The sequence below is a fragment of the Marinobacterium rhizophilum DSM 18822 genome (genome assembly GCF_000378045.1).
Taxonomy (GTDB): domain Bacteria; phylum Pseudomonadota; class Gammaproteobacteria; order Pseudomonadales; family Balneatricaceae; genus Marinobacterium_A; species Marinobacterium_A rhizophilum.
In genome coordinates this window covers 144,757-159,204 of the sequence record NZ_KB899097.1, presented here as the reverse complement: position 1 = coordinate 159,204, position 14,448 = coordinate 144,757, and the positions used below count along the sequence as shown (strand labels likewise).

Annotated in this window: 18 protein-coding genes; 13 read left to right on the top strand and 5 right to left on the bottom strand. The window is 58.6% G+C overall.

Translation table 11 applies throughout. The annotated features are described in order from the left end of the window. Nucleotides 1-143: 143 nt before the first annotated feature. Nucleotides 144-308: a hypothetical protein gene (locus tag F451_RS27770; RefSeq protein ID WP_156826459.1), complete on the bottom strand. Its 165-nt coding sequence runs from the start codon at nucleotides 306-308 to the stop codon at nucleotides 144-146. A gap of 76 nt (nucleotides 309-384) precedes the next feature. After that, a complete protein-coding gene (locus F451_RS0111995; RefSeq protein ID WP_020681614.1) occupies nucleotides 385-1,608 on the bottom strand; it encodes a LysR family transcriptional regulator in 1,224 nt (407 codons plus the stop codon). Nucleotides 1,609-1,834: 226 nt separating this feature from the next. Here F451_RS0111995 and F451_RS0111990 point away from each other — a divergent pair, with 226 nt between their 5' ends. The 11 genes from F451_RS0111990 to F451_RS0111940 all read left to right on the top strand — a co-directional run bounded on the left by F451_RS0111990 (nucleotide 1,835) and on the right by F451_RS0111940 (nucleotide 9,360). Beyond that, nucleotides 1,835-2,842, top strand: coding sequence for an amidohydrolase family protein (locus tag F451_RS0111990; protein ID WP_020681613.1), 1,008 nt, complete (start codon nucleotides 1,835-1,837; stop codon nucleotides 2,840-2,842). A 29-nt stretch (nucleotides 2,843-2,871) separates the two neighbouring features. Continuing rightward, nucleotides 2,872-3,549, top strand: coding sequence for a 4-carboxy-4-hydroxy-2-oxoadipate aldolase/oxaloacetate decarboxylase (locus F451_RS0111985; protein WP_020681612.1), 678 nt, complete (start codon nucleotides 2,872-2,874; stop codon nucleotides 3,547-3,549). Next, nucleotides 3,542-4,606, top strand: a complete 1,065-nt coding sequence (locus tag F451_RS0111980; protein ID WP_026291720.1) for a 4-oxalomesaconate tautomerase — start codon at nucleotides 3,542-3,544, stop codon at nucleotides 4,604-4,606. Before F451_RS0111985 ends, F451_RS0111980 begins: the two co-directional genes overlap by 8 nt. Before the next feature lie 16 nt (nucleotides 4,607-4,622). Next, nucleotides 4,623-5,495, top strand: coding sequence for an amidohydrolase family protein (locus tag F451_RS0111975; protein WP_020681610.1), 873 nt, complete (start codon nucleotides 4,623-4,625; stop codon nucleotides 5,493-5,495). 16 nt (nucleotides 5,496-5,511) lie between these two features. After that, entirely contained in the window at nucleotides 5,512-5,871 is a 360-nt protein-coding gene (locus tag F451_RS0111970; RefSeq protein WP_020681609.1) for a protocatechuate 4,5-dioxygenase subunit alpha, read from the top strand. Further along, entirely contained in the window at nucleotides 5,864-6,703 is an 840-nt protein-coding gene (locus F451_RS0111965; protein ID WP_020681608.1) for a class III extradiol dioxygenase family protein, read from the top strand. Before F451_RS0111970 ends, F451_RS0111965 begins: the two co-directional genes overlap by 8 nt. A gap of 219 nt (nucleotides 6,704-6,922) precedes the next feature. Next, a complete protein-coding gene (locus F451_RS27765) occupies nucleotides 6,923-7,090 on the top strand; it encodes a hypothetical protein (RefSeq protein ID WP_156826458.1) in 168 nt (55 codons plus the stop codon). 63 nt (nucleotides 7,091-7,153) lie between these two features. Then, nucleotides 7,154-7,375, top strand: coding sequence for a hypothetical protein (locus tag F451_RS28420; RefSeq protein ID WP_020681606.1), 222 nt, complete (start codon nucleotides 7,154-7,156; stop codon nucleotides 7,373-7,375). A 427-nt stretch (nucleotides 7,376-7,802) separates the two neighbouring features. Next, on the top strand, nucleotides 7,803-7,997 hold the full coding sequence (locus F451_RS0111950; protein ID WP_169434510.1) for a four-carbon acid sugar kinase family protein: 195 nt from the start codon (nucleotides 7,803-7,805) through the stop codon (nucleotides 7,995-7,997). 568 nt (nucleotides 7,998-8,565) lie between these two features. After that, on the top strand, nucleotides 8,566-8,844 hold the full coding sequence (locus tag F451_RS0111945; protein WP_020681604.1) for a type II toxin-antitoxin system TacA family antitoxin: 279 nt from the start codon (nucleotides 8,566-8,568) through the stop codon (nucleotides 8,842-8,844). Between the two features lie 78 nt (nucleotides 8,845-8,922). Next, a complete protein-coding gene (locus tag F451_RS0111940) occupies nucleotides 8,923-9,360 on the top strand; it encodes a GNAT family N-acetyltransferase (protein ID WP_240476470.1) in 438 nt (145 codons plus the stop codon). Nucleotides 9,361-9,589: 229 nt separating this feature from the next. Here F451_RS0111940 and F451_RS28935 read toward each other — a convergent pair whose 3' ends face one another. The 3 genes from F451_RS28935 to F451_RS0111925 form a co-directional block, all read right to left on the bottom strand. Next, nucleotides 9,590-9,823: a transposase gene (locus F451_RS28935; RefSeq protein ID WP_476738557.1), complete on the bottom strand. Its 234-nt coding sequence runs from the start codon at nucleotides 9,821-9,823 to the stop codon at nucleotides 9,590-9,592. A gap of 170 nt (nucleotides 9,824-9,993) precedes the next feature. Continuing rightward, entirely contained in the window at nucleotides 9,994-10,137 is a 144-nt protein-coding gene (locus F451_RS28415) for a hypothetical protein (RefSeq protein ID WP_240476469.1), read from the bottom strand. Nucleotides 10,138-10,359: 222 nt separating this feature from the next. Continuing rightward, nucleotides 10,360-11,301 carry a LysR family transcriptional regulator gene (locus F451_RS0111925; protein WP_083928418.1) on the bottom strand — a complete coding sequence of 314 codons (942 nt, stop codon included), beginning with the start codon at nucleotides 11,299-11,301 and terminating at the stop codon, nucleotides 10,360-10,362. Nucleotides 11,302-11,826: 525 nt separating this feature from the next. On the opposite strand from F451_RS0111925, the gene F451_RS0111920 reads away from it, so the two are divergent. Together F451_RS0111920 and F451_RS0111915 are read left to right on the top strand one after the other, a co-directional pair. Then, the gene (locus tag F451_RS0111920) at nucleotides 11,827-13,155 is read left to right on the top strand and encodes a porin (protein WP_020681600.1); all 1,329 of its coding nucleotides are present in this window, start codon (nucleotides 11,827-11,829) and stop codon (nucleotides 13,153-13,155) included. Between the two features lie 249 nt (nucleotides 13,156-13,404). Continuing rightward, nucleotides 13,405-14,391, top strand: coding sequence for a TAXI family TRAP transporter solute-binding subunit (locus F451_RS0111915; protein ID WP_026291718.1), 987 nt, complete (start codon nucleotides 13,405-13,407; stop codon nucleotides 14,389-14,391). Nucleotides 14,392-14,448 lie beyond the last annotated feature (57 nt).

The window sequence follows — 14,448 nt, the reverse complement described above, 5'->3', positions numbered from 1 at the left end:
GGGCCGGACCGGGGGGCAGAGCCGGTCCGGTGTGTGCCCGGTGCCTTCTTGGGGCTATGGATAGTGCAGTCCCGGGCGGGCTGCACCCTTATAAGGTCAGTGCCGATGCCTGTTTGCACCGGCGGGTGTTCAGGCTGAACGGGTCAGCCCGCGGCGCGGCCGAGCCGCGCCAGAATGTTGTCTGTCTGCATCGTCAGGTCCGTGTCATCACCGCATAGCTGCAGATCACCTACGCGCTGCTGCCAAGTGGTCGTGGCGCTGGCCATTTCATTGCCGATCAATTCGCTGGTTCGGAATTCTTGTTTCAATGTAACAGCGGTGGCCGGGACTGAATAATTGAATCTGGTTTAATGGTATTCAATTTATGCATAGTCCTATGTTTTATCAGAGGTCGGCATAACGGCCGGCGGCGGCGCGCAGCATGTCGAGAAACTGATTCTGGGCGGGGGTAGGCTGCCAGTTTCGGCGCAGGGTAATGCCAATTGGTCGACGCGTATGACTGAGGGAGAAAGGCAACACGCAGAGCACGCCGAGGCGAAGTTCGTGCTCGATCTGGTGAGTCGATATCATCGTCAGTCGGTCGCTGCCGCGCAGCAGTTCGCGGATAAGTATTTGCGAACTGGTCTCGACCAGCCGGTGCGGTGTGGACTGTCCCCTTTCGACGAAGAGCGAGTCGAAGAAGGTGCGGGTGGGGGTGCCGATGCGCGGCACCACCCAGGAGTATTCGGCCAGCGTGTCGATATCGAGGGACGTGCTAGTGGCAAGCGGATGACCCTTGCGCGCGACGATTGCCAGCGGCGGTGCCAGCAGCTCTTCCTGCAGAATGTCGTCGACCGGCGGCGGGAAGCGCAGCGCGCCGACCAGAAAATCAAGATCGCCCTCGCGCAGGCGCTGCAGCAGGCCGTCGTAGGGTGCATCGACCACGTTGATGCCGATATCCGGGTGCAGAGCGCTGAAGCGGTTGATCACCTCCGGCAGAATCGAGGTGCGCGCGAGCGGCATGCTGCCGAGATTGATGCGGCCGACTTCCCGTGACCGCAAGGCGCTGATCTCATAGTAGCCCTGTCGGATTTCGGCGAACGCCAGCTTGGTGGCCCGGGCCAGCACCTGGCATGCCTTGGTGGTGCTGATGCCGGTGCTGGTCTTCTCGAACAGCGGTATTGCCAGCAGCTGCTCTAACTCCCGGGCGGCACGGTGCAGCGACGACTGGGAAACGCCGAGGTTGCGGCTGGCGAGGGTGAAGTTTTTCGCCCCGCTGACGGCCACCATGGCCTTGAGCTGGGTGGTGGTCAGCAACGGCAGTATCTGCTGGGCCGATGCGGGACGGCCACCGGCGCGGTTTTTCAGCGCTTCGCGGATACCCCGTTCGATGTAGTCCAGGCAGCGCCCGATACGGTTGCACCATACCTTGCCGGCGGCGGTGGGGTACATGCCGTCGGAGTGGCGTTCGAACAGCTCCGATTCGAGTAGCGATTCCAGTTTTGCAATTGCCTGGGTGATCGCCGGCTGAGACAGGAAGACCCGCGGTGCAGCCTTGCTGATGCTCTGATATTTCGCCACTTCAACAAACACCCGCAGGTGTCTGAAATTGGGGATCGGGTACGTCATGGGTCTCGCTCGTTTTTTTGTCGATGGAAGGTGCTATATCAAAATCTAATACCATCGCAGTCAAAATGAAATGGCCAAAAACGATCGGGTCGGTCGATACTGATTACACGATGTAAGACGCCGCTGGCGCCGGTCCCCGGATCCGGTCCGCAAGCGCCGAGCGCCACTGGGCATGGGGTGCAGTACGGCGCGACGATAAACCGAACGGAAAAAAGAGAGTCTAGCAATGATTATCGACTGTCATGGCCACTACACCACCACACCGCCGCAAGTCGGTGAGTATCGCGACAAGCAGAAGGCCGCCGTTGCCGAAGACCCTGCCTTCATTGGGGAAAAAGGGCAAATGATCATCGGCGATGACGAGATCCGCGAAAGCATCGAGAAGAACCAGTTGCGACTGCAGCAGGAACGCGGCACCGATCTCACCATTTTCTCGCCGCGGGCCAGCTGGATGGGACACCATATCGGAAATGAATACACCAGCCAGTTCTGGACAGAGCATCAGAACGACCTGATCCGCCGTGTCTGCGACCTATTTCCGAGCAATTTCGCGCCCGTGGCCCAGCTGCCGCAGTCACCCGGCGTCGATCCGGCCAAGTCGGTGTCGGAGATCGTGCGTACCGTCGAGCAGATGGGCTTCATCGGCATCAACCTGAACCCGGACCCCAGCGGTGGCCACTGGAACGGTGCCTCGCTGGCGGATCGCAGTTTCTACCCGATCTACGAGAAGATGGTTGAGTACGACATTCCGGCCATGGTGCACGTCAGCGCGGCCTGCAACGACTGCTTTCACACCACCGGTTCCCACTACCTGGGTGCTGATACCACGGGCTTTCAGCAGCTGATGATGTCCGACGTGTTCAAGGATTTCCCGCAGCTGAAGATCATCATTCCCCATGGTGGTGGCGCTGTGCCCTATCATTGGGGGCGATTCCGAGGTCTGGCGCTGGATCAGGGCTTTGAGCTGGAAGAACGCGTGCTGAACAATATCTATTTCGATACCTGTGTTTACCATCAGCGCGGCATTGATCTGCTGCTGGATATTGTTCCGGTCGAAAACATTCTGTTCGCCTCCGAGATGATCGGTGCGGTGCGGGGCATCGACCCGCTCACCGGCCATTATTTCGACGATACCAAGCGCTATATCGACAACAACCAGGCGCTCAGCGCTGGCCAGAAACAGCAGATCTTCGAAGGCAACACCCGTCGAGTGTTCAGCCGTTTGAAAGTCTGACGCGACAGAAATAAGAGGGGTGAACTGAAATGAAAGAGACCATCGTTGTACAGCATATCGAGCGCGCCGAGCAGGCCGTGATCGATGGCCTGGCCAAATGTGGTGTTGCCACCATTCATGAGGCGCAGGGCCGTGTGGGTCTGTTGGCGCACTACATGCGCCCGATTCAGATGGACAAGAGTATTGCGGGCTCTGCAGTGACCATCTCCGGCGCGGCGGGCGACAACTGGATGATGCACGTGGCTATCGAGCAGTGTAAAGCCGGCGACATGATGGTGTTCGCACCGACATCCCCGTCTTACCACGGTTTCTTCGGCGACTTGCTGGCCACCTCCGCCCAGGCCCGTGGCGTGGTGGGACTGGTCATTGATGGTGGCGTGCGCGACACCCGCGACCTGCGTCAGATGGATTTCCCGGTTTGGTCCAAGGCGGTTTTCGCCGAAGGCACCATCAAGGAGACCGTCGGTTCCGTAAACGTGCCGATCGTCTGCGCCGATGCCCTGGTCAATCCGGGTGATGTTATTGTCGCCGACGACGACGGTGTTGTGGTCGTGCGCCGCGAAAAGGCCGCCGAGGTGCTGCAACTGGCGCTGGAACGCATGGATCGCGAAGAGGCCAAGCGCGTGCGCATGGCCAACGGCGAACTGGGCCTGGATATCTATGACATGCGCCCGCGCCTGAAAGAAAAGGGCCTGAAGTATGTCTGACGGCATCCGTTGCATGTGGATGCGCGGCGGTACCTCCAAAGGGGGATACTTCCTCGCCTCGGATCTGCCCGCCGATACGGCCGAGCGTGACGCCGTTCTGCTGCGCGTGATGGGCTCGCCCGATGCGCGCCAGATCGACGGCATGGGCGGCGCCGACCCGCTGACCTCCAAGGTCGCCGTGGTCAGCCCGTCCAGCCGTGACGATGCCGATGTCGACTACCTCTTCCTGCAGGTGTTCGTCGACCAGGCGATCGTCACCGACGCCCAGAACTGCGGCAACATCCTCGCCGGTGTCGGGCCTTTCGCCATCGAGCGCGGCCTGGTACCGGCCCAAGATGGCGAGACCGAGGTGCGCATCTTCATGGTGAACACCGGACAGATCGCCACCGCACGCGTCTGCACGCCGGCCGGCAAGGTCAGCTATGTGGGCGACGCCCGCATTGATGGCGTGCCCGGTCACAGCGCGCCGTTGCCGATCACCTTCGCCGATACCGCCGGCTCCAGCTGTGGCGCGCTGCTGCCGACCGGCAATACCGTCGATCTGATCGACGGTGTCGAGGTCACGCTGATCGACAACGGCATGCCGGTGGTGATCATGCGTGCCAGCGATATGGGTATCAGCGGCGGCGAAACCCGTGAGGAACTGGAAGCCAACGCGGGGTTGCGGGCGAAGCTCGAGTCGATCCGGCTCAAGGCGGGCCCGCTGATGAACCTGGGCGACGTCAGCGAGAAGTCGGTACCGAAGATGACCATGGTCAGCACGGCCAGCAACGGTGGCTGCCTGTCCACGCGCACCTTCATTCCGCACCGCTGTCACGCCTCGATCGGCGTGCTGGGTGCGGTCAGCGTCGCGACGGCGGCGGTGCTGCCGGGCTCTCCGGCGGCAGCGGTGGCCAGCGTTCCCGAAGGCACGCGCAAGACGCTGGCGGTGGAGCATCCGATCGGCGAGATGACCGTGATACTGGACATTGACGAGGCCGGCAATCTCGGCCCGGCGGCGCTGCTGCGGACAGCGCGCAAACTGTTCGATGGCGAAGTCTTCGCCCATAACAACTGACAGAGTGGTGCAGCAAATGATGGATCCCGATTACCTCCCGTTTCATCCGAACCCCAGCAAGCCCGAATTCAAGGCGCCGGCCGGTGCGGTCGATGCGCACTGTCACGTCTTCGGTCCGGCGGACAAGTTTCCGTACCACCCCAAGCGCAAGTACACGCCCTGCGACGCGCCCAAGGAAAAGCTGTTCGAGCTGCGTGACTACCTCGGCTTCGAGCGCAACGTCATCGTGCAGGCATCCTGCCACGGCACCGACAACGCTGCGCTGATCGACGCGCTGGAAAGCGCCGGTGACCTGGCCCGCGGCGTGGCGGTGGTGGATCCGGCCATCACCGTCGAGGAACTCGAGGCGATGGACAAGGCGGGCGTGCGCGCCGTGCGTTTCAACTTCGTCAAGCGTCTGGTCGACACCACCCCGAAAGCGGTGTTTCTGTCGGTCGCCGAGAAGATCAAGCCGCTGGGCTGGCACATCGTGGTCTACTTCGAGGCGCCGGACCTGGAAGATCTGATCCCGTTCCTCAACGAGCTGAACACCACCATCGTGGTCGACCATATGGGTCGTCCGGACGTGGCCAAGGGTGTCGATCACCCCGATTTCCAGCGCTTCATCCAGCTGATGCGCGACAACGACAAGGTCTGGACCAAGGTGTCCTGCCCCGAACGCCTGACCCTGACGCCGCCGGATTACAGCGACGTGGTGCCTTTCGCCCGCACCCTGGTCGAGCAGTTCCCGGACCGCGTGCTCTGGGGTACAGACTGGCCGCACCCGAACATGAAGTCGCATGTGCCGGACGACGGCAAGCTGGTGGATGTTATTCCGCAGATCGCACCGACTGCCGAGCTGCAGCAGAAGCTGCTGGTAGACAACCCGATGCGGCTTTACTGGTCCTGAGAGAGGAGACCTCCCGATGACCGAGAAAAAAGAAACCTGGGGTACCATCAAGTTTGATGGTCCCATGGCGACCAAGGGCTACGCTCTTAACAAGATGTGCTACTCCTTCAACGGCGCTGAAGGGCGTGAGGAATTCAAGAAGGACGAGGCGGCCTACTGCGACAAGTTCGGTCTGACACCGGAGCAGAAGGAAGCGATCCTCAAACGCGATATTCTGGCGCTGCAGCGCGAAGGTGGCAGCATCTACTACCTGGCCAAGTTCGCCGGCGTTCTCGGCCTGAACGTGCAGGATGTGGGCGGTCTGCAGACCGGTCGCACAACCGAAGAGTTCAAGGCATACCTGGACAGCCAGGGGAGAGGTAAGAGCAATGGCTAAGATTATCGGTGGTATCACCACCTCCCACATCCCGGCGATCGGTATCGCCATGGACCGTGGCATCGAAGACACCCCGTACTGGAAGGACTTCTTCGCCGCCTACCCGCCGATCCGCGAGTGGCTAAACGAGCAGCAGCCTGACATCGCCATTGTCTTCTACAATGACCACGGTCTGGAGATGTTCCTCGACAAGAAACCGACCTTCGCCATCGGCTGCGCGTCGCAGTACGAGAACGCCGACGAGGGCTGGGGCATCGCCACCATCCCGCCGGTGACCGGCGAGACCGAGCTGTCCTGGCATATTGTCAACGAACTGGTTGAGAACGACTTCGATCCGACCGTCTGCCAGGACATCAAGGTCGACCACGGTCTGACCGTGCCGCTTTCGCTGATGTACCCGGGCCGCAATTACCAGCACCTCAAGGTGATCCCGGTCTGCATCAACTGCGAACGTCACCCGATGCCCAAGCCGTCGCGCTGCTATGCGCTGGGTCAGGCGATCGGCCGTGCGGTCGAGTCCTTCCCGGGCGATCAGAAGGTAGTGGTATTCGGTACCGGCGGACTGTCCCACCAGCTCGACGGTGAGCGTGCCGGCATCATCAATGCCGACTTCGATAACGAGTGCATGGACAAGCTGGTTTCGGATCCGGAGGCGCTGACCCGATACAGCAACGACGATCTGATCGAGATTGCCGGTGCCCAGGGGGTCGAGCTGAACATGTGGCTCGCGATGCGCGGCTGCATGCTCGGCAACGTTCGCGAGGTGCACCGCAACTACGTGGCGCCGATCTCGAATACCGGCGCCGGTACCCAGTTGCTGCTGCCCGAGTAAGCAGCAGGGGGAACGCTAGAAAACCGGCAGTTCGCAAGCTGCCGGTTTACGAATACCCCGAGTGTCAGCAATGGACCCGGGTCGGCCGGTGCTCGCAGAGGTTTGAATGGATCGCGTTGAAGTACCTGAACCACCCGCAAGCGAGAGTCGAGCGGTAACGGCTCGCGGGAGGGGGTGCGGGATTCCAACCCTGGCTGACACAACAGTTATATGATTTACATGAAAAAGCTGACCCGTCTCGCTGCTTCCGCCCTCATCGGCCTGCTGCCGTTCGCCGGCCCAGGCCGCGGATTAAAACCTGCGTTTCGTCCACTTCTGGCCGCAGAGTTTCGGCGTGCCGCCTTCGAGACGTGGGGCAAATCCCTCGAAGACGCCTTCGACGGTTGAATCGAGGTCGAGTTTTATCCCTCCTAGATACTGACCGAGGCCACGCAGAGTTACGAGGCGGTGATGAACTGCGGCGACGATGTCACCGCCGCGGTGCAGGGCTACTGGGCAAGATCAAATCGCTTGGCGGACAAGTTTCCGTACTATCCCAAGCACAAGTACACGCCCAGTGACGCGCCGAAGGATAAACTATTCGAACTGCGCGACTACCTCGTCTTTGAACGCAATCTTATCGTTCGGCTACTGCTGATTCTGTTTCCAGTGCTTGCGCAGGGGCTGGCCTGAACTGGCTGGCTGTGGGCAGGTCCTTGCCGGTACCCGTCGCTATTGCGGCACAGGGAAGTGCAGCTTTTGCAGACTGATGAAAACTGCCCGCGTTGTAATCACAGCATTAACGTTCGTCTTACGGGCTTCGCCTGAACGTACTTTTGTGCTGCCCATCGGGGTGAGCGAAGCTAATAGGCCGGCCACGTACAGGTCATAAACTCCTTCAGTCATCTTTAGTCCAGTAAGCGACCGTCAACGTCCGATCCTTTGCTTGTCATCCGTGATACCAAAGGCAAAGGCGCTCTTGTCAGGGGTAAATTTCACTACTGACTGAAAAATAATTCACCATTCCCTGTCTGTGTTTAATGGTTTGTTTATATAAATTTTTGTTAAATAATAAGTTTTTATGTTGGCGCAGCGTTTGCTTTTACAGTTGGGAGAGGAGATGAAAAAATACCTTGTTCTGGCTGATGATTTTACCGGCGGCCAAGAAGTTGCCGGAAAATTAAAGCAAAAGCACATTACAACCGGGGTGGCTCTGTCCGTAGAGGGTGTGGAAAGCCTGTTCTCACAACATCAGGTTGTAGTGCTTAATACCGACAGTCGATTGATGAGTGAAGATGAAACGCCGTGCACATGAAACACCGACTTGGCTATATCGGCACCGACACGGATAATGTTCATCTGGGCTTCTCCTCATCCACATGATGGTTGGATCTTCACACCCACCATTTTGGCGCATGGCGCCGGAGTGGGGTGAGGAGGAGTCCATCCCATTGTACGCTTGCAGACGATATGGCACTATGCACGGCTTTTTGTCCGTTTGCCTAAACCCCGTCGACCAAGCTAGCGCAGCTGCCGAGAAATTGGTGCACGATTAACGTGCTACAGCGGAGACCGCATTGTGCCGGGCGCTGCCGCTGGGCGAGAGGACCGTACCTGCGAAAAACTTGCAAGCCAGCAGTTCGTAAGGCATAAGTTCAATCGTTCAATCCAAGTACCGCGACTCCATAGATCACCCTGGACAGAAGAAAAATTGTAGTACTTTCACGATTGGTGGATCGCAGGCAGCAGCTTTCCGGTGTCTCTTGGCTACCGACCATCATGGCGGCGGTCTGTCGAACATTTCGCTATTGGCCCATGTTGTTGTAAGATGACTATTATGTACGGAGTTCTCCCGTACATTTGATGACTTGAAGGAGGTTGTCATGGCAGCTGCAGCACGCGAACGCATTGATATGCGTGTCGATGAAGAGACCAAGCAGATGGCGGAACGTGCCGCTGCGGCACTTGGTTGCGCCTCCCTGACGGAGTTCATCACCCGCCTAATCCGTGAAAATGCACCAGCGATACTCGAACGCCAGGCCTCGATCCAGCTGACTAACGAGCAGTTCGACCATTTCATGGCGGTCTGTCAGGACGAAACTCGCAAACCCAGCGCTCGAATTCTGGCAGCAGCCAAACGCTTGGATGACGAGGGATTCTAATTGCCGGTACTACATGGATTCGTATTCGTCGACCAACAGCAACACGACCTGAAAGCGTTTGATTGTGGCGAGCCAGGAATGAACCAGTTCCTGGCTCGATTTGCATGCCGGGACATGAAACTCGGTATCAGTGCGACCTGGGGACTTCTCACTGACGAGGCTGCTCCAGGAGAGAAAGCTCGGTTGGCCGCGTACTATACGCTGGCTTCGGCGACCGTGACGCGTGACCAGATCCCGGAGAAAAAGCTGCCACCCTATGCGATCCCTGTGACCTTGCTGGCTAAACTGGCCGTCGACATCCGATACCAGAATCAGGGCATTGGCGAAAAGACCCTCATCTCAGCTCTGCGGCATGCGGTTAGGCTTAGCGATACAGGCTTACCTGCCGTTGGCGTCACACTGGATGTGCTCAATGACACTGCTTTGCGCTTCTATCAGCAGTTTGAGATCTTTGAGCCCTTTACGCATGGTCCCATGCGCCTGTTCGTGCCGATGCGAGTGCTGCGAGAGATCTGAGTCCCCCTTCCGTATTCGCGACCTCTTCGAGCCAGTCGTCGACGCGTCTGCATCCGTTCCAACAGTCATGAACGAGTTTACCGAGACAGTGGGGAAGGCAACGGTTCCTTCGTATCTGTAAGTCACCGAACGGCCAAGTGTGGTCGCCTGGCCCATTGGTCAACTCGTGATGTACAGGTCACTAGCTTTGGTGGCGCCGCCCTGAATCATCTATGGTCAGCTCGACGAATCAGCGGTACCGCAGTTCGCAACTGATCGGCTCGACCGGTTGCCGTTCACTGTGGATGAAATAGAATTCCTGCACACAACTGTGCCCGTATAAATCGCTCGGGCGGAATCGACGCTGGCCGCCTTCGGCATAGTTACGATCACACAGCCAGTTGAGACGGTTCATGGCTTTATCGATCAGTTGTCGGACTGGCCGCAGCGGGTGATCACTGGGAACAAAGGTGCCCAGGTGCACCGTTGTGAACAGAGATTTCTGAATGATGTCTTCGCCGCACACTATGGCTCTCGCGGCCCGTTCGGGTGCTGCCGGATTCTTCGACTGCAGGAAGTCGCGCAGACGCTCTAAATCCTAGATCGTGCCGAGGCAAAGATCGCTTGTGGCATTTCGGCGCTGGCTACTCGTTATCAGTTCCCCAACTGTCCAGCCACTTCGCCAGCGGTCGTGTACCGGCCGGTGGCCTGGAAAACCTCCCAGGCGTTGACCGCATTCAGCCTGAAGGCCTCGCACTTTTCCTCGCCCTCCACATACTCCTCGATGACTTCCCGCATGACCAGTGCGCCGAGCGCCGGCGAGCGTAGACCAGGTGCTGAAGACGCCCTATCAAGTCATCATCGGGTTTGATGGGCGTTGGCGTTGCCATATTGGTCTCCGTAGTAACAGACCATACCAAATACTACTATAGGTCGATCTAGTCCCCCGTCGATCGCACAGATATCTAACTCGAGGTTGCTGCGGCAAATGCGCCCCATGCATTGTCCCAGCTGCCAGCATCACCCATGGAGCGCTGGCGGGCGCAACTTGTGGGTCATTAACTGCTGAAACACCGACTCCAGCTCCTGCTTGAAGTACCTATAAACCTCGCAATCGATCACCTTCTCACGCGACCAGAGGTAGATATTGCGCTCGGTATCGCTGGTCGCTCCCAGGTCCAGTTCAATGATCCGGCTCGGATCGGTGACCGCACGCACCGGGATGCGTGGCAATACCGCCAGGTGGCGGCCGCGGGCCAGCAGGTTGAGCAGCATGGCGGCATCGTTCCTGAATACGGCCTGTGTCTTGATCTTTTGGATGCCCTCCGCCGTGAGCATCTTGATGAACTGTTTTTCAAAGGGGCTGGCGAGTCCGACGCTCAACCACTCCGCCGATTCGAAGTCCTGAACGGTAATGGTGTCCTGTTGCGCCAGAGGATGGCTTGTGGCGCAAAAGACGCCCAGCTGATCTTCCAGAAGCAATTCTCGATGGATCCCTGAAAGTACCTGGTCATGCGGTGCCGGCGCAATGACCACATCGTGCAGGTCGTCCAGTAGAGCGTCCAAGGCTGCGGAGGGCGAGGTCGAGGTGACGGTGATGGCCATGCGGGGATGCTCAAGGGTCAGGCGGTCGACTAGTGCCGGTATCACCGCCATCCCGATCATCGGTCCGATCGCCACGCGCAATTGTTCGTTCAGACCTGTTCGGTAACGCGAGACCTGCTCCTTTGCCATCTCCATGTTGCGCATGATTGCGCGTCCTTCCCGCGCCAGGGCTTCGCCCATCTGCGTACTTTTGACTCCGAACCGGCTGCGCGAGAACAACTTTGTGCCGGCCTGCATTTCGAGCGTGGCCATGACACGCGTGAGTGTCGGTTGCGCAACGAGCAGGTGCTTGGAAGCGGACGTGATCGACCCTTTGTCCAATATCACGGCGAGATAAACGAGATGTCGTGGATCCATACATTTTTGTAATATCGAGTGGCTGTTTTTGCATTTTACAACGTAGAGGATACTCCGTAAATTAATTAATAAACATAACAAAGTAAAGCAACGGAGATCCTGTGGACGTTCTCAAAATACGCTGGCACGGCGTTCTTATCACACCTGCGGCGAGTGGGCCACATTTCTTCCATCCAGCATGGATATGTATGAAAACTGCTGCGCTTTCCAGTCTCGCCGGCTTGCACTCCCGACTTAGTGCGAGCAGCCGGAACTGGGGGCTGCTCGACTCCCACAGGTTTTCTTAGAGGAAATCGTGATAAGCCGGTACGCAACGCCGTAAAGGCTTCTCTGCTTTCAATAGTGCATTGTTATCTGTCCTGAAAAGGACAGGTTATTTCTGCTATCAGCTTTGCGCGGGAAAGTCATTTTCTTTCCAATTAGAACTCAACTTTCCGGGTGGTGCCGGGAGACTTTCTTTGCGCATGAATCCCGGCCTCGAAAAACTGTTTCTCAACAATAACGATTAAAATTAAGGAACTATAGATGCGTAATCTTCTTGTAAGTAAAAAGCGAAAGGCGGATTCTGCAGCCAAGGCGCTCAGGATCCCAGGCCGGTTCTCGGGTGAGAGAACGGCACTGGCCAGCGCTCTGATACTGGCGCTGGCGTCGAGCCAGGTGGCGGCGGTCGGGCTCCAGAAGGGGCCTCAGGAAGCGGGGTTGGGCATTGAGCTCGGGCTAGGCGTGCATGCCGGTTTTTCATCGGTAGACTATTCCGACTCGTCCAATTCCAACCCGGACAAGGAAAATGTCAACAGTGACCTATCATATTACTATACGGCATCGACGACCATCGATCCGACCTATGTGTTCGACACGACTAACCATGGCGGCTTTCAGTGGAAACTGCATACGGCTATCCAGCTCGACGATGCCTGGCTCGATGACGATCAGATCGATGAGCTGGCGATTGAGCTCAAAAGCGACCGCTACGGCAATTTCTACCTCGGTGAAGATGACGGGGCGGCGGATCGCATGAAGCCCAAACAGTCGGGCCGGGTCGGCATTGCCGTCGGTCACGGCGCCTTTACCGGCATCATTCCCTGGTGGGGCAACCTGCCCTTCGCGGGCGGTACCATCCGTGAGGGAGGAAATCCTTACAACTGGGACTGGCCCAACGGCATCGTCGGCGGGGACTGGCGTTCCAGTTCCCGCGATACTCAGGACGCCATCAAGATCGGCTACGAGACACCCAACTGGAACGGGTTTACGTTCGGTGCCTCGATCAACCTGCAGGATACCTATGCCGGATTCGATGGTCCCGGCACCATACCGGACGAGCAGGACAGCTGGAGCGATCTCGGGCTCAAGGACGACGAATACGAACTGGCGATGCAGTGGAACGGGAAAACGGCCGCGGGCTATGCGCTGAGTGCCGGTCTTATACATACCTCGGTTCACGTGGTAAACGACGACATGCTGCAGGAAAGCACCGATGCCGGCTTCAAGGTTGGGAAACAGCTCGAGTCCGGCGCGACGGTCAGCGGCAGCGTCTACTACGCCTACGAGGACTATAACAACGACAAGGCCGATATTCATGTCGACGATCAGCAGGTCCATGTCGGCTTCGACTGGGCGAAGGGCAAATGGAAAGTCGGCGTGAACTATACCAAGGCCTGGGACCCCTACAATCCGGCCGGCACCTTCCTGCTAGCGGGCGGCGACAACGAGGGCTACAGCATCGGTGCCAACTACAATCTGGCCAAGGGGCTGACGCTCGGTGGTGGCGTGCTCTATGCCGAAAACGACCGCGGTGAGGAAGCCACCGAAGTGGGTCTCAACCTGAGCTACCGCTACAAGACATTCATCCACTGACTCCTCTGAACGAGGTCCCTGAGTGACGAGCAGTCGGGCCTATGGCCTCAGCTGCTTCGTTTCACCATGCGCCTGCCTGTGATCGATACCGGATTGACCGGCAGGTGCCGGGTGCCGGAGCGGTTACCCCTCATCTATCTGTTTTTATCCATTTTTGAATGATTGGGCGATCGATTTTGTATTTTACAACGACTGAGTCGGGATGTAACTTAGTTAATATCCATAACAAATAAAACAAGTGGAGGTCTCATGACCAACTCAGCAAAATGGTTGCGCCGCAGTCTCTGTGCGGTAGCGGTCAGTCTCGCTACAACAGCAAACGCCCAACAGATCAGTATGGAAACCGTCGCGCCCAGCAGCGTCGCCGGTATCGTGCCCCAGACCATGGCCAGCTACTGGGCCAAGGAGGGGGTCGATGTCCAGCTGTCCATGAATCAGACCCTGACCAAGTCGCTGCTGAAAATGACCCAGGGCAAACTGGATTCTGCCATCGTGCCCCCGAACGCCTACAATGCGCTGGTCAACGGTAAAGCGCCGTACGCGGGCATGGGGGACCAGGGAGCTGCACTGGCCCAGAAGGTGCGCTCTTTGTTCAGCATCCCCGCCAGTGTCTACCACGCCATCGTCTGGGACGATTCGGGCATCAAGTCCTGGGCCGACGCCGAGGGCAAGCGGGTATATATCGGTCCGCCGGGGGGGGCCGCTAATGAGCAGATAACTGCGATGGTCAAGGCCGGTGGTCTGAACGACGATCAGTATGAAGCCGTCAAGGCACCCTGGGGGCCCGCAGCGCAAAGTTTCCAGGACGGCCAGTTCGACGTGCTGGTGTCAACCTACGGCCTGGGCTCGCAGGCGCTGTCGGAGCTCAGCATGAGCCGCGATATCCGCTTGCTGTCGGTGCTGCCGGAGAAGGGCGAGCCGCCGGCGGGGCTCGGGCTGGTGCCGGCGAAGATTCCGCCGCACACCTATCCCGGGCAGAAAAACGACGACGAGGTCATTGCCTGGCAGGCGGTGCTGATGCTGGGCGTGAAAACGGACATGTCGGACGATCTCGCCTATCAGCTGACCAAATCCTATATGGAAAACCGTCAGGCTCTGGCCGATGGCAATGCCCTGCTCAGGGAGCTGCCAACCGCCGATCCGCTGGCCGGCGTCAATGCGCCGCTGCATCCCGGCGCGCTGCGCTATTACCGCGAAGCCGGTATCGAAGTGCCGAAAGCCCTACTGCCCAACTAAGGCGCTGAGCCGGCCCCGCGTTTCCGTCGGGCCGGCTGCCCGGATTCGCTGCTCTCG

What these genes read in the sequence shown, in the direction of transcription:
- F451_RS0111985 (WP_020681612.1), top strand. Translation starts at nt 2,872, where the DNA reads ATGAAAGAGACCATCGTTGTACAGCATATCGAGCGCGCCGAGCAGGCC.
- F451_RS27765 (WP_156826458.1), top strand. Translation starts at nt 6,923, where the DNA reads ATGAAAAAGCTGACCCGTCTCGCTGCTTCCGCCCTCATCGGCCTGCTG.
- F451_RS0111940 (WP_240476470.1), top strand. Translation starts at nt 8,923, where the DNA reads ATGAACCAGTTCCTGGCTCGATTTGCATGCCGGGACATGAAACTCGGT.
- F451_RS0111915 (WP_026291718.1), top strand. Translation starts at nt 13,405, where the DNA reads ATGACCAACTCAGCAAAATGGTTGCGCCGCAGTCTCTGTGCGGTAGCG.
- F451_RS0111990 (WP_020681613.1), top strand. Translation starts at nt 1,835, where the DNA reads ATGATTATCGACTGTCATGGCCACTACACCACCACACCGCCGCAAGTC.
- F451_RS0111950 (WP_169434510.1), top strand. Translation starts at nt 7,803, where the DNA reads ATGAAAAAATACCTTGTTCTGGCTGATGATTTTACCGGCGGCCAAGAA.
- F451_RS0111970 (WP_020681609.1), top strand. Translation starts at nt 5,512, where the DNA reads ATGACCGAGAAAAAAGAAACCTGGGGTACCATCAAGTTTGATGGTCCC.
- F451_RS0111980 (WP_026291720.1), top strand. Translation starts at nt 3,542, where the DNA reads ATGTCTGACGGCATCCGTTGCATGTGGATGCGCGGCGGTACCTCCAAA.
- F451_RS0111995 (WP_020681614.1), bottom strand. Translation starts at nt 1,608, where the DNA reads ATGACGTACCCGATCCCCAATTTCAGACACCTGCGGGTGTTTGTTGAA.
- F451_RS0111925 (WP_083928418.1), bottom strand. Translation starts at nt 11,301, where the DNA reads ATGGATCCACGACATCTCGTTTATCTCGCCGTGATATTGGACAAAGGG.
- F451_RS0111965 (WP_020681608.1), top strand. Translation starts at nt 5,864, where the DNA reads ATGGCTAAGATTATCGGTGGTATCACCACCTCCCACATCCCGGCGATC.
- F451_RS0111975 (WP_020681610.1), top strand. Translation starts at nt 4,623, where the DNA reads ATGATGGATCCCGATTACCTCCCGTTTCATCCGAACCCCAGCAAGCCC.
- F451_RS0111945 (WP_020681604.1), top strand. Translation starts at nt 8,566, where the DNA reads ATGGCAGCTGCAGCACGCGAACGCATTGATATGCGTGTCGATGAAGAG.
- F451_RS28420 (WP_020681606.1), top strand. Translation starts at nt 7,154, where the DNA reads ATGAACTGCGGCGACGATGTCACCGCCGCGGTGCAGGGCTACTGGGCA.
- F451_RS28415 (WP_240476469.1), bottom strand. Translation starts at nt 10,137, where the DNA reads ATGCGGGAAGTCATCGAGGAGTATGTGGAGGGCGAGGAAAAGTGCGAG.
- F451_RS0111920 (WP_020681600.1), top strand. Translation starts at nt 11,827, where the DNA reads ATGCGTAATCTTCTTGTAAGTAAAAAGCGAAAGGCGGATTCTGCAGCC.